Source organism: Streptomyces sp. 4N509B, assembly GCF_052245655.1.
GTDB lineage: Bacteria > Actinomycetota > Actinomycetes > Streptomycetales > Streptomycetaceae > Streptomyces.
In genome coordinates, this window is sequence record NZ_JBQQBZ010000007.1 from 143,918 (window position 1) to 157,219 (window position 13,302).

At 74.3% G+C, this 13,302-nt stretch carries 13 protein-coding genes; 4 read left to right on the forward strand and 9 right to left on the reverse strand.

Translation table 11 applies throughout. The features are described from left to right. Positions 1-3: 3 nt before the first annotated feature. From ACTWP5_RS10285 to ACTWP5_RS10305, 5 genes are all read right to left on the reverse strand, one after another. On the reverse strand, positions 4-549 hold the full coding sequence (locus ACTWP5_RS10285) for an isochorismatase family protein (protein ID WP_443220513.1): 546 nt from the start codon (positions 547-549) through the stop codon (positions 4-6). A gap of 151 nt (positions 550-700) precedes the next feature. After that, positions 701-1,360, reverse strand: a complete 660-nt coding sequence (locus tag ACTWP5_RS10290) for an O-methyltransferase (protein WP_443220514.1) — start codon at positions 1,358-1,360, stop codon at positions 701-703. Next, positions 1,351-2,067 carry a response regulator gene (locus tag ACTWP5_RS10295; RefSeq protein ID WP_443220515.1) on the reverse strand — a complete coding sequence of 239 codons (717 nt, stop codon included), beginning with the start codon at positions 2,065-2,067 and terminating at the stop codon, positions 1,351-1,353. Before ACTWP5_RS10295 ends, ACTWP5_RS10290 begins: the two co-directional genes overlap by 10 nt. Next, entirely contained in the window at positions 2,055-3,263 is a 1,209-nt protein-coding gene (locus ACTWP5_RS10300; protein ID WP_443220516.1) for a sensor histidine kinase, read from the reverse strand. The genes ACTWP5_RS10295 and ACTWP5_RS10300 overlap by 13 nt, the downstream gene beginning before the upstream one ends. Beyond that, positions 3,260-4,090: a YqeB family protein gene (locus ACTWP5_RS10305; protein ID WP_443220517.1), complete on the reverse strand. Its 831-nt coding sequence runs from the start codon at positions 4,088-4,090 to the stop codon at positions 3,260-3,262. The genes ACTWP5_RS10300 and ACTWP5_RS10305 overlap by 4 nt, the downstream gene beginning before the upstream one ends. Before the next feature lie 191 nt (positions 4,091-4,281). Between ACTWP5_RS10305 and ACTWP5_RS10310 the strand changes: the two genes are divergently transcribed. From ACTWP5_RS10310 to ACTWP5_RS10320, 3 genes are all read left to right on the forward strand, one after another. Next, positions 4,282-5,091, forward strand: a complete 810-nt coding sequence (locus ACTWP5_RS10310) for a glycoside hydrolase (RefSeq protein WP_443220518.1) — start codon at positions 4,282-4,284, stop codon at positions 5,089-5,091. Positions 5,092-5,188: 97 nt separating this feature from the next. Beyond that, entirely contained in the window at positions 5,189-5,701 is a 513-nt protein-coding gene (locus tag ACTWP5_RS10315; RefSeq protein ID WP_443220519.1) for a hypothetical protein, read from the forward strand. A 133-nt stretch (positions 5,702-5,834) separates the two neighbouring features. Further along, the gene (locus ACTWP5_RS10320) at positions 5,835-6,356 is read left to right on the forward strand and encodes an RICIN domain-containing protein (RefSeq protein WP_443220520.1); all 522 of its coding nucleotides are present in this window, start codon (positions 5,835-5,837) and stop codon (positions 6,354-6,356) included. 53 nt (positions 6,357-6,409) lie between these two features. On the opposite strand, the gene ACTWP5_RS10325 is transcribed toward ACTWP5_RS10320, so the two are convergent. From ACTWP5_RS10325 to ACTWP5_RS10335, 3 genes are all read right to left on the reverse strand, one after another. Beyond that, a complete protein-coding gene (locus ACTWP5_RS10325) occupies positions 6,410-8,578 on the reverse strand; it encodes a terpene synthase family protein (protein ID WP_443220521.1) in 2,169 nt (722 codons plus the stop codon). A gap of 427 nt (positions 8,579-9,005) precedes the next feature. Then, positions 9,006-9,956, reverse strand: a complete 951-nt coding sequence (gene mmuM, locus ACTWP5_RS10330) for a homocysteine S-methyltransferase (protein WP_443220522.1) — start codon at positions 9,954-9,956, stop codon at positions 9,006-9,008. A 10-nt stretch (positions 9,957-9,966) separates the two neighbouring features. Then, positions 9,967-10,887 (reverse strand): LLM class F420-dependent oxidoreductase, encoded by a 921-nt coding sequence (locus tag ACTWP5_RS10335; RefSeq protein ID WP_443220570.1) that lies wholly within the window; start codon positions 10,885-10,887, stop codon positions 9,967-9,969. Positions 10,888-11,162: 275 nt separating this feature from the next. Here ACTWP5_RS10335 and ACTWP5_RS10340 point away from each other — a divergent pair, with 275 nt between their 5' ends. After that, on the forward strand, positions 11,163-11,852 hold the full coding sequence (locus tag ACTWP5_RS10340; RefSeq protein ID WP_443220523.1) for a glycoside hydrolase family 11 protein: 690 nt from the start codon (positions 11,163-11,165) through the stop codon (positions 11,850-11,852). Here the strand turns inward: ACTWP5_RS10340 and ACTWP5_RS10345 are convergent. Next, positions 11,845-13,236 (reverse strand): class I SAM-dependent RNA methyltransferase, encoded by a 1,392-nt coding sequence (locus ACTWP5_RS10345; RefSeq protein ID WP_443220524.1) that lies wholly within the window; start codon positions 13,234-13,236, stop codon positions 11,845-11,847. The two genes, ACTWP5_RS10340 and ACTWP5_RS10345, sit on opposite strands and share 8 nt — an antisense overlap. Positions 13,237-13,302: the final 66 nt, after the last annotated feature.

A 13,302-nucleotide genomic window follows, 5' to 3' on the forward strand; every position in this document is an offset into this window, starting at 1 on the left:
GGGTCAGCCGGCCGCCTGGCTGCCGACCCAGGAGCTGATCGGCTGGAACGTCACGGCCTGCCGGTCGAGCACGAAGACGCCGGCCTCGCGCAGCCCCGCCTCGACCTGACGGGCGATCACCGAGGCGGGCGCCTCGCCGTCGTACGTGGCGTGCGCGCCACGCACCAGCGTGGTGGCGTGCCCCCGCTGCAGGGCGGCCAGAGCCGTGGCGCCGACGCAGAGCTCGCTGCGCAGGCCCGCCACCACCACCGGGGCGCCCGGGGGGACCAGCGCGGCCAGCCGGGTGCCGGCGAAGGCGTCGGGGGCGAACCTGTCGACCACGTGCTCGCCCTCAAGCACCTCGTGCACCAACTCCCAGCCGGGCGTGCCGGGAGCGTCCGGCTCGCCCTGGCCGCCGTGGTTCCTGATGTGGACGACGAGGGCTTCGGCCCGGCGCGCTCGTCTCAGGAGATCCTCGATGGCCGCCGAGACCACGCCGGCGGCGGGCACGGGACGCGGGGGCAGCAGGGTGTTCCGCTGGACATCCACGAGCAGAAGTACCGAGGTCATGACGTTATTTTAGCACACTTGTTCGAATCGAACGCGGCGTCAGGGCCCCTCGTACACCGCGCGGTTCGTCGCCTCGTTCTCGGCGGAGCCCGACAGCGCCCGGCGGCGGGGTCCAGCGAAGGTCAAGCGGAGTTCGGCGGCGCGGCGCACTTCAGCGGCGCGGCGCGACCGCCTCGGGTCCCTGGGCCCCGCGCGCCGCGGCGTCCATGACCCCGACGACCGCGGCCAGCCCGGGGGCGAGCCGGAGCTCGACGGAGCGCAGCGAGGGGTGGTTCAGCCAGTGGAGGCGGGCCCGGTCCGGCTCCCCCTCGTGGCGGGGCGGCCAGACGCCGGGGCGCGCCGGCGTGAAGTCGTCGACCACGACGGTGCCGCCGGGCGCGAGGTACGCGCCGGGGTCGGCCGGCTCGTCCCCCGGCGCCTTTCCCTGGCCGCCCCCGTCGAGGACGAGCAGGTCGAACGGGCCGTGCCGCCGCAGCTCCCGCCAGTCCCCGCACAGCACGGTCACCCGCTCGTCGGCGGCGAAGAGCTCGGCGGCCAGGCGGGCGCGCACCGGGTCCCGTTCGACGCTGACGAGCCGCACCCCGGGGCCCGCGGCGGTGGCGAGCCAGGCCAGGCCCACCCCGCAGCCCGTCCCCGTCTCGCCGACGGCCCGCGTCGCGCCACCCGCCAGCGCGTGCAGCAGCCGCCCCTGCTCCGGCTGGCAGGAGAAGGCGAAGCCCTGCGCGCGGGCGAGCGCGACGGCACGTGCCACCAGCGGCGGCAGGTCCCGTTCGGCCAGGCTCGCGTGGGCCGCCGTGCCGTTCACGGACACTCCGTGGCCTCCCGGACGAGGATCGCGACCTGCACGCGGTTGCCGCAGTCGAGCTTGCCGAGGATGCGCGAGACGTACGTCTTGACGGTGGACAGGCTCATGTACAGCTCCTCCCCGATCTCCGCGTTGGACCTCCCCTGGCCGATGGCGAGAGCGACCTGGCGTTCCCGGTCGCTGAGGGCGTCGAGCGCGGTCTGGGCGCGCGTCGCCCGCTGCCGGCGCTGGCCGGAGGCGTCGCCGCGCACCACCGCCTCGATCAGCCGGGTCGTGACCTGGGGCGAGAGCATCGACTCGCCCCCGGCGACCTCGCGGACCGCCCGCAGGAAGTCCGTCGGCGGCACGTCCTTGACGAGGAAGCCGTTGGCCCCGGCGCGCAGCGCCCGCAGGACGTACTCGTCGGTGTTGAACGTGGTGAGCACGACGATCGCGGGACCCTCGCCCGCCGCGCGCAACGCCTCGGTGGCGGCCAGGCCGTCCATGCGCGGCATGCGGATGTCCATCAGCACCACGTCGGGACGCAGCCGCCGCGCCGCCTCGACGGCGGCCTCGCCGTCGGCGGCCTCGGCGACCACCTCGATCGCGGGGTCGGCCCCCAGGATCAGCCGCAGCCCGGCCCGCACGAGGGCGTCGTCGTCGGCGAGGAGCACCCGGATCGTCTGGTCGGGCGCGGGGGCGGACTCGGTGGAGGTGTCGGTCAGGTCGGCCATGGGAGCCACGCTTCCAGAGCGAAGTCGACGCCGCCGCCACTTTCCCGTTCCCGCCCGCCCCGGCGGGCCCCGTACTCCAGGCGCCCACCGGCCAGCGAGACGCGCTCGGAGAGGCCGAGCAGGCCGGAGCGGGAGCCCGGCGGGGCGGCGGGGGCGGCCGATCCGGCGGCCGGCAGCGCGTTGCGCAGCCCGAGGCGGAGCCCGCCGTCGGCGGCGCGGTCCACGAAGACCCGCACCTCGGTGCCGGGGGCGTGCTTGCGGGCGTTGGTCAGCCCTTCCTGGACAACGCGGTACGCGGTGCGGCTGACGGACGGCGGCAGCGTGGCCCCGTCCGCCTCCGCGAGGCGGCAGTCCAGCGACACCGGCACGCCGGCCGCCCGGCTCTCCTCGACGAGCTCGGTGATGTCGGCGAGGCCCGACGGTGGCCGCACGGCGACCGAGCCGTTCCGGTCCGGTCGCAGCACGCCGAGGATCTCCCGCAGGTCGTCCAGTGCCTGGTGGGCGGTGGTGCGGATGGTGCCCGCGACCGAGGCCACCTGGGCGGGGCCCATGTCGGGACGCACCTCCAGCGCTCCCGCGTGCAGGCTCAGCAGGGTGAGGCGGTGGGCGAGCACGTCGTGCATCTCCCGGGCGATGTGCTCGCGTTCCTGCCGGCGCACCCGGTCGGCCACGAGCGCCGCCTCCGCCTCGGCGCGTGTGGCCCGCTCGCGCAGCCCGGCCAGCCGCTGGCGCCGGGCGCGGATCCACATGCCCCACAGCTGGACCGGCAGCAGCAGGAAGAGCGTGAAGAGCACGCCGAACACGACCTGCCCGCCCGCGTCGGCGCCCTGGGCCTGGAGGTCGGGGTCGGGCCGGGCGAGGGAGTACGGCACCGCTCCCCCGCACGCCACGGCGAGCACGACGAGGGTCACCCGCGGCCGGCAGTGCGTCGCGACGGTGAAGGCCCCGGTCAGCGCGGCGCCCGCCGCGAACTCCGTGTAGGAGCTGATGGCGACACCGAGCAGGCCCACCGGGAGCGGCCAGCGCCGACGCCACCACAGCGCGGCGCAGGCGGCGGCCGTGAGCGACACGCTCGTCACCAGGTACAGGCCCTCGACGGGCCGGACGACGACGCCGTTGTTCGCCACGAACAGCAGGGCGACCAGTGCGGACAGGGTCACGCAGCCGAGGTCGACGGCCCGGTCGCGGGCGCTCACGGCCTGACCAGCGGGCGCCAGTACTGCCGGGCGGACTTGCCGTCCCGCACGACGAAGCCCAGCTTCTGGACCTCGTCGTGGAGCTCGGCCGCGTCGTCCGCGGCCTTCTTCTTCAGGGCCGCCTCGCGGGCCTTGAGCAGCGCGTTCACCGCTCCGGGCAGCTCGGGCGTGTCGGGGACCCAGCGACGGAAGATGTCCTCGTAGGGGTCGCGTTTGACGTACGGGTATCCGTGGGCGGCGAAGGCGCGGGCGATGGTGGCGGTGTCGGCCTCGCTGGTCTCCCGCAGCAGCTGCCGTGACTCCCGGTCCAGGACCACGAGCTTCTTGCCGTCGACGAACACGGCGTCCACCTCGCCGCGCGGGATGGTGCGCCGGTCGTCGCTCCTGCGGATCTCGATCCACTCGTCGGTGAGCGTCACCCTCATCGTGCTGGCGATGGCCAGACCCGCCAGGACGAGCCCGAGCAGCAGGCCGCCGAGGCCGAGGAGGGCGGGGGCCACGACGCCGTCCCAGGAGTCGACCAGTCGCAGCAGGCCGTGCTCGGGCACCCAGGACAGGCCGAGCAGCCAGCCGGCCAGCGGCGGCAGGAGGATCCCGAGGACGGCGCCGAGCAACGGGCCGCCGACGATCAGGAGGACGCGGTCGGCGAGCGAGAGCCCGAGCTCGGTCGCGTCGGTCGATTCGGCCGCTGCGGAGGCGGGGGAGGCCGGGGCCGGGGCCGGGCCGGACGTGGGAGACGCGGGGTGGTGCTCGTCGTGACGCTCGTCGCCCGGGTCCCGTCCGTCGCGGCGGCCGTCGTCGTCGGGGTGATCATCGCGCGGGTTCATCGGGACCGACGGTAGACGGCCCGGCCGTCCGCCGCCCAGTCGTCCAAGGTCTGCCACCAGCGGAGACCGCGTCAACTTTCGGCCGACAGCGCGGAGTATTGACATGACCTCGCCACCCCTCGACCATGAGTGAGCCTGGGAGGTGCTGTTCGGTTCTGATCACTTCATGTTCTGACGGGAGGCCTCCCCCCATGACCCGCCGCCCCAGCCGTCGCACGTTCCTGACCGGCGCCGCCCTCGCCGCCGCCTCGGCCGGCACCCTCGCCGCCGCCCGCCGCGCCGAGGCGGCCGCCTGGGAGACCGTGATCGACGGCTCCTTCGCCAGCTACGCGACGCTGGAATCGCACTGGAACTACCTCTATCCCTGGGGCTCCGACCACAACGGCACGGCCCGGATGTACGCGAGCCCCTCCGACCACAACCACGTCTACCTGGAGGGCAGCACCCTCACGCTGCTGGCCACCCGCATCACCTGGGACGAGGGCAACAGCAGCGCCGATCCCCACCTGCCGATCCGCTACCACTCGGGCGCCGTCCACGCCAGGCACCAGGTGCTGGTCGACGCGCGGTACCCCAACTACGAGGTGAAGGGGGAGTTCCAGGCGCCGAGCGCACCCGGCACCTGGCCCGCCTTCTGGCTGACCGGCGTCAACAGCTGGCCCCCGGAGAGCGACGTCGTCGAGTTCAAGGGAGACGCCCGGAACTGGTTCAACACCTTCCGCAGCCCCTCCGACGTGGACAGCACCATCGTCTCCGTCCCCAACCCCGGCGCCTGGCACTCCTACCGGGCCTGGATCACGATGGTCAACAGCACCGACGTGGAGATCCACTACTACCTCGACGACCAGTGGCGCGCCGTGCACCGGGGCGCGGGCTTCGTCGGCAAGCCGCTGTGGATCATCTACAACCTCCAGATGGAGGGCTCCTCCGGGGGTTCGGGACCGTCGAGCGACACGCACTTCCGCGCCAGGAACGTCTACGTCGGCCGCAGCGTCGGCTGAGGGTCCTCCGGCACGGCGCCCCACCCCGGGCGTGCGCGCTGCGCTTCGACACCACTACGCCTGGTAAACACGGCAAGATCTGGACAGGGTTGGGGGCATGAACGAAGAAACGCGCGCTGAGGTCTCGATTCCCCGTCCCCGCTCGGAGACCGTCCCCCGGCCGGACGCCCTCTCCCACCCCCGGGAGGTGGCGCCGGGTGACGACCCGTTCCTGCGGCCGGAGTGGGTGCCGGCCCAGGGACACGCGCGGCGGCGCGCCGGGGTCCACTTCGACGCGCTGTGCGTCCGCGGATCCCTGGGGGAGGAGGTCATGTCCGCGTTGATGAGCCGGCAGGGATGGGCGTCCGGACCGATCATCCACGCGATGACCAGCGGCGAGATGACGTTCGTGCTGCCGGCCGGCGCGGCCCGCACCACCCGTTGGCCGACGGGCGGGGGCCTGCGGGTCCTGCCCGCCTCGCCCGAGGACCGGTCCTCCTTCGTCGCCGTCCCCGCCCTCAACGGCGCCACCTGGCCCCTGCTCTGGTGCTCCATCCCGACGATCCTCGCGCCGTTCGTCGACGTCGCCGCGCTGCGGGACGTGGTGCGCGGCGTCGTCGGTCTCGGATAGGCACCCGACACCCGGGCCGGCCGCCTGGGCGGGCGCACCGCCCCACGTTAGACTCCCGACCGTTCGCGGGGCTGGTGAAGGCAACGTCACGTCAGGTTGTTTCCTGCACGTTCCTCACGCGCAAAGGAGCGCCATGTCACGCACGTCTCTCGGTGCCCTCGCGGCCGTCGCCGCCGCCGTCACCGTGGCCGCCGGGCCCGCCGCCACCACGGCACAGGCCGATCCCAGCGATCGCTTTCCGATCCTGATCGCCGACTCCACGCTCGACACCTACGCCACCGCCGGCCCGTCCGACGGGTCGGTCGACGACCGCCACGTCCGGATGCTGCCGGCCGCCGGCGTCCCCGCCCAGCAGTGGGACTTCCTCGACAGCGCCGCCGGCGGCACCGCCATCGTCAGCCGCGACACCGGCGGCTGCCTCCAGCTCGACCTGGCCAGCCCCGACCGTCACGTCAGGGTGGGCGGCTGTCTGCGGGACGCCAACGAGAGCTGGACGGTGGAGTGGGGCGAGCTCGGCGCCACCTTCGTGCACCACCAGACCGGTGACTGCCTGACCGACCCGGCGGGCAGCGGCGACGACACGGGGCTGGGCCGGCGCCTCGTGCTCCGGGAGTGCGACGGCGGTACCGGGCAGATCTTCTCGGTCGTCTGGTGAACCGTGAGGGGCCGGCCCGCGCCACGGGCCGGCCCCTCACGGCCGGCCGTCCGTCAGAGGCGGACGGCCGAGGTCCCGAGTCCCCTGGGGAGGAAGGGGATCTCGGGCCGGTAGTGGCGCCGGAGGGTGTCCTCGTCGTAGCGGCGACACTCGACGTGCCAGTTCGCGGAGGCGGTGACGAAGTCCCGCAGGGCCTGCGCGTAGGCCTCGACCGCCCCCCGCTCCGCCTCCGTCAGGCGCAGGTCCTCGCAGAGCACCGGCAGCTGTTCCGTCGCGACGTGGTCGAACTCCCGCTGCCGCGCGAGGAGCAGGTCGTGCACGATGCGCACCGCGCTGGCGTGGTCGCAGCCGAAGAAGTTCTCGACGACCAGCAGGCTGTTGTGCATCTCGCCCTCGAAGCTGATCTCCTTCTGGTACGAGTAGAGGTCGTTGAGGAGGTTGACGTAGGTGGCGGCGGCGTTCTCCAGCGAGGCGACGGCGCCGCTGCTCAGCGCCCGTTCGGGGATCGGCACGGGGAGCGCGAGCCGGCTCATGGTGACGACCATGTCGAAGCCGAAGGTCTGGCGGCGCATCTCGACGTAGTCCACCGGGTCGGGGACGCGGTTCTGCACCACGTTGCCGAGCTCCCACAGCCAGGAGGTCAGCATGGTGTCGACGGCGGCCCGCAGCGCGGCCCTGGCCGGAACCGACAACGGCGCCGCGGTCCGCGCCCACAGCTCCGCCAGGGCGTACTCCATCCCACCACCGTGGTCGGGCACCACGGGCAGCGACTCGACGGTCATCAGCGCGCGCATGCGCTCCACGCAGGCCCGCGCCCCCGCCAGGTCGCGGGTGCGGCCGAAGACGAGGGGGAAGTAGTCGTCGGCGTAGGTGCCCCAGCTGAGCCAGTCCGCGATGGTGCCGACGTGCTCGGCCGACCCGTCCGGCGCGATGCCGGCCGCGCACAGCGCCAGGTCGAAGTCGACGGCCTTCTCCCACGTCCAGACCACCCCGTCGAGCAGGCCCGTCTCCTCGGTCCAGGCCAGGGTGTGCCGCCGCGCCGCCGGCAGGTGCGGGCTGAGCCGCAGCGGGAAGGGCAGTGGCGTGTCGGGCATCGGCGAGGGGCCGACGGCCTCGTGGGGCACGTGTGCGTAGCGGCGCGCCCGCGCCGCCAGGTGGGCGGCGGAGACGCCGAGGCCCGAGGGGAGCGCCGACAGCGGCCAGGCGGTGGCGCGCGCGGCCAGGGCGCCCTCGTTCATGTAGCGGCTGGAGCGCAGGTGCCACTCGTGGCCGCCGGACTGCCAGTCCTGGAGGCCCTTGACGTAGGCGAGGACGGCGAGCTGGCCCGCGGCGTCCAGGCCGGTCTCGGCGAACAGGGGACCGAGCTCGGTCAGGGCGGTGTGCTCGAACTGCTGGAGGCGGGAGGTGAGCACCTCGTTGACGGCGTCGGCGGCCTGCTGGGTGGTGCAGTCGAAGAAGGTCTTCAGCACCAGCACGCCGTTGCTCAGCTCGCCCTCGTCCTCGACCTCGCGCTGGTAGGAGAAGAGGTCGTTGCGGAGGTGGACGCTGTCGGCGAAGGCGTCCCGGAGCACGCGCAGCGGGCGGGAGCCGGCTACGGCCTCGGGGACCTCGGCGCCCGCCGCGTGCTCCACGAGGCAGGCCGACCAGGGAGCGCCGCCGACCTTCCGCCGCATCTCGACGTACTCGACGGGGTTGGCCACGCGGCCGGCGTTGATGTTGGACAGCTCCCACAGCGACTCGTTGAGCAGGTGGGTGGTGACCTCGGCGAAACGGGCCCGCCAGGCCGGCGACATCGCCGGGACGGTGCGGGCCCACAGGTCGGCGAGGCCGGCCTCCACGGGGTTGGTGGGCTCGGGGGTGGCGGCGGTGGGGTCGGTGGGCATGAAGGCGGGCAGGCGGTCGAGGTACGCGACGCCGCCGGCCCGGTCCTGGGTGCGTTTGAAGAGGTCGAGGAAGTGGTCGTCGAAGAAGAAGACCCACACGTACCAGTCGGTGACGAGGGCGAGTTCCTCCGCGTCGGCGTCCGGATGGGTGTAGGCGCACAGTAACGCGTAGTCGTGGGCTTCGTAGTCGTCGAGGTCCCAGATCCCGGAGCCCTCGATCATGCCCATCGTCCGTGCCCAGGCCAGGGAGTGCTCGCGCGCCTGCTCCAGGTGCGGGTTCAGGCGGGCCGGATAGGGCACGTAGAAGTCCGGCAGGTCGAACGGTCGCGGTCGCGTCATTGCCCGAGCCTGGACAGGGGGCGAGGCGGGCAAACGCCCGGCACGCCGATGCCCCCCGAACGAGTGAAAAGGGACCGCGCGTCGCCGAGGCGGGGGAGGCATGCGGCGACACGCGGTCCGCTGCGGTCGCTACCTCTGCCCTGCACACCGGAGGTCGCGACCGCCGCACGCGAGTCTGCCGGATGTCGGGGCGGGCGCCATCGAGGCGCGTTCACTTTCGGTCGCCATCCGTGGCGCTCGGACTACGGTTAGTCAAAGCTTCAATCGGTGTGGGGAGCACCGACTTCGCCTGGTTCGGCCCGCGTCGAGGGTCGGTCACGGCCGTGACGGCGTCGAACGCCTGTCGAACCGCCTCGCCCGCCCCCCGCGCGGCCGACAGCCAAACACGACCGGATTCACACGGCGTGAGCCGGGACTGACGAGGTGTTCACGCCGGTTCCTCACGCTCGTCGCGCAGGGCCGCGGCGAGGAGCGCGATCTGTTCCGGGCCGACGCGGCAGCAGCCGCCGATCAGGCCGGCCCCGGCCTCGCGCCACGCGCGGGCGAGTCGGGGGGTGGACGCCGGGGTGAACGCCGCGGGACCGCTCCAGCGGCCCGCCGCCGCGTCCCAGCCCTCCCCGCTGTTGGGGTAGGCCACGGCCGGTTTGCCGGTGACGTCGACGGCGCAGGCCACCGCCGCCGTCACGTCCTGGGGCGCGCAGCAGTTGACCCCCACGGCGACGACCCGGTCGTCGCCCGCGGCGAGGGCGAACGCCTCGCTCAGCGGCTGACCGGCGCGGGTCGTCCCGCCCTTGATCGTGTACGACAGCCACACCGGCAGGCCGCAGCCCTCGGTGGCGCGGAGCATCGCCTCCGCCTCGGTGACGTCGGGGACGGTCTCCAGCGCCAGCAGGTCGGGGCCGGCCTCGGCCAGGGCCGTTACGCGCGGACGGTGAAACCGCGTCAGCTCCGCGACGCTGAGCCCGTACCGGCCGCGGTACTCGCTGCCGTCGGCGAGGACCGCTCCGTAGGGGCCGACCGATCCCGCGACCCACACCCGCTCGCGCGGCTCCCCTCCCTGCCCCTCGACCAGCCCCTCCCCCGGCCGCCGCGCCTCGCGGGCCGCCTCGCGCGCCAGGCGGACGCTGTCGCCGAAGAGCCGGGCCGCGGCACGGCGCCCGACGCCGTGCCGCGCGAAGCCCTCGAACGAGGCCTGGTAGCTCGCGGTGATCAGGACCCGGGCGCCAGCCCGCACGTAGGCCGCGTGGGCGGCCCTGACCTGCCCGGGGTCGTCGGCCAGCAGCCGCGCCGACCACAGCTCGCCCCCCAGCTCGCAGCCCTGGGACTGGAGCCGGGTGGCGAGCCCGCCGTCGAGGACCAGCGGGAACGGCGGCCTCACGGCGTCCACCTCACAGCTGGGGCGCCACCTGGCTGGCGACGAGGTCGAGGTGGTCGAGGTCGTGCAGGTCCAGAACCTGGAGGTAGAAGCGGGTCGAGCCGACCTCGGCGTAGCGGCCGATCTTCTCGACGACCTCGCCGGGGGTGCCGGCCAGGCCGTTGCGTCGCAGCTCCTCGGGCTCGCGGCCGATGGCGGCGGCGCGGCGGGCGACCTCGGCCTCGTCGCGGCCCACGCAGAGCACCAGGGCGTTGGAGTACACCAGGTCCCCGGCCCCGCGCCCGGCGTCCTCGGCGGCCTTGCGGACGCGCTCGAACTGGGCGGCGGTGTCCTCCACCGAGGCGAACGGCATGTTGAACTCGTCGGCGTAGCGCGCGGCCAGCCGCGGCGTGCGGCGGGGCCCGCCGCCGCCGATGATCACCGGCAGCCGGTCCTGGGCCGGCTTGGGCAGCGCGGGCGAGTCCGTCAGCTGGTAGTGCCGGCCCTCGTAGGAGAACGTCTCGCCGACCGGGGTGCCCCACAGGCCGGTGACGATGGCCAGCTGCTCCTCCAGCCGGGCGAACTTCTCGGCCGGGAACGGGATGCCGTACGCGGTGTGCTCCGCCTCGTACCAGCCCGCGCCGATGCCGCACTCGATCCGCCCGCCGGACATGGCGTCGACCTGCGCGACCTGGATGGCCAGCACGCCGGGAAGGCGGAAGGTGGCGGCGGTCATCAGGGTGCCCAGGCGGAGGCGGGAGGTCTCCCGCGCCAGCCCGGCCAGCGTGACCCACGCGTCGGTGGGTCCCGGCAGTCCGTCGGAGTCACCCATGCTCAGGTAGTGGTCGGAGCGGAAGAAGCCGTCGAAGCCGAGGTCCTCGGCGGCCTTGGCGACGGCCAGCAGGGTGTCGTAGCCGGCGCCCTGCTGTGGTTCGGTGAAGATGCGCAAGTCCAGAGCCATGCGCCCCATTCTGCGCCTCACGCGTGCCGGGGGCGCGGCCGGCTCACGCGGGGAGGGGCATCGGCGGCGCCCTGCCCTTCGGGGGCGGGCCGCGGGCACCGTTGACAGCCCACGGGAGCCGTCAGAACACTGTGGCATGTCCCGGTCATCTTCCGGGTCCGTCGGATGATCCGGTCGTCAACGGCCCGACGCGGGGTGCCACCCCCACCGAGCATCCACCGGGCGACGTCGCGCTGCCCGGCCTCCCGCCAGCCTCCCGAGGAGGACGCATGGACACGGACGGCACGACCCCCTCCCGCTCCCCCAGCCGCAGGACCCTCATCGGCGGTGCCGGCGCCCTGGCACTCGGCGCCTCCACCCTGGCACGGCCCGGCGCCGCCCACGCGCAGCAGACCGTCACCAGGAACGAGACCGGCACCCACGAGGGATTCTTCTACTCCTTCTGGACCGACGGCGTCGGATCGGTCGCCATGACGCTGACCTCCGGCGGCTCCTACAGCACCCGGTGGAGCGAGGCCGGGAGCTTCCTGTGCGGCAAGGGCTGGAGCACCGGCAGCCGCAGGACCGTGACCTGGTCGGGCGACTACCGCCCGACCGGCGACAGCTTCCTGTGCCTCTACGGATGGAGCACGAACCCGCTCGTCGAGTACCACGTCGTCGACAGCTACGGCGCCCGGCCGCCGATCGGCGCGCACCAGGGCTCCTTCTCCAGCGACGGCGCGACGTACGACCTCCACGTGACGATGCGCCACAACGCGGTGTCCGTCGAGGGCATCCGGTCCTACCCGCAGTTCTGGAGCGTCAACCAGTCGCGAAGGACCAGCGGGACCATCGACACCGGAGCCCACTTCGACGCGTGGGCGGACGCCGGGATGCGCCTCGGCCACCTCAGCCACTACATGATCCTGGCGACGGAGGGCTACCTCGGCAGCGGGACCTCGGCGCTCCGCGTCAGCTGACCTCGCGGCGGGCCCCGCCCGCCCCGCCCGGCTCGGCCCTCTCCGTCGGCTGGAGGATCGCCACGCACTCCAGGTGGTGGGTCATCGGGAAGAGGTCGAAGGCCCGCAGGAACCGCGGCACGTAGCCGCCGGCGCGGAAGTGGGCCAGGTCGCGGGAGAGCGCGGCCGGGTCGCAGGCCACGTAGGCGATGCGGCGGGCGCCCAGGGTGGTCAGCAGGCGCACCACGCGCTCGCCCGCGCCGGCGCGCGGCGGGTCGAGGACGACGAGGTCCGCCTCGGTGATGCCGGTGCGCGGCAGGACCCGTTCCACGGTGCCCTGTTCGACGCGGACGCGGGGGAACTCCGCGAGGTTGTGCCGGGCGTCGCGCACCGCGCGGGAGGAGGACTCGACGCCCAGCACCGCGCCCTGCTCCCCCACCCGGTCGGCGAGGGCGCCGGCGAAGAGTCCGGCACCGCAGTAGAGGTCGAGCGCGGTGTCGCCCCGACGCGGGGTGAGCCCGCGCATCACGGCGTCCACCAGCAGGTCGGCGGCGGCCCGGTGGACCTGCCAGAAGCCGCCGCCGCTCACCCGGTGGGTGCGGCCGTCGGCTCGCTCGCGCACGTACGGCCGGCCGTGGACCCGGTGCACCGGGGCGTCGGCGCCGGGGCGCACGGGGGGCTCGGCCCGCATCACGGAGACGGGGCGGTCGAGCTCGACCAACGGCAGCCGCCCCTCGGGGCGCGGCGTGAGCACGACCATCCGGTCGTGGGAGCCGGTGGCGGCCACGGCCTCGACGGAGGCGATCCCGGGCCAGCGGCGGCTCTCGACGCCGAGTTCGGTGACGCCCTCGGCGGCGATGAGGCAGCGGTCGATCGGCTCGACCTCGTGGGAGCGGTGGCGGCGCAGCCCGGCGCGGCCGGCGTCGTCGACGGCGTACTGCACGCGGGTGCGCCAGGCGGGCACCTCGCCCGCCGCCACCTTGTCGCCGGGGACCGGCTCGACGGTGCCGTCCCAGCCGGCCTCCTCCGGGGTCAGGCCGGCCAGCGTCCGCAGCTGCTCGGTCAGCACCTCGCCCTTCAGCCGGCGCTGGGCGCCGGGCTTCACGTGCTGCCAGTCGCAGCCGCCGCAGCGGCCCGGGCCGGAGAACGGGCAGGGCGCGTCGATGCGGTCCTTCGCGGCGTCGAGCACGGCGACGGCGTCCGCCCGCAGGTAGCGGGAGTCCTCGCGGCCCTCCGTGACACGCGCGAGGACCCGCTCACCCGGCAGGGTGTGGCGCACGAAGAGGACGCGGCCCTCGGGGGTCCGCGCCACGCAGTGCCCACCGTGGGCGACGGGGCCGACCTCGACCTCGTACTCCTGACCCACCAGGGAGGCGGCCTTGGGGTGGGGTTCGGAAGTGGCCATCGGCTGCGGTGCTCCAGGAGTGGACGACGGGCGGCGGTCACCGCCGGAGGACGTCCGGGGACCGCC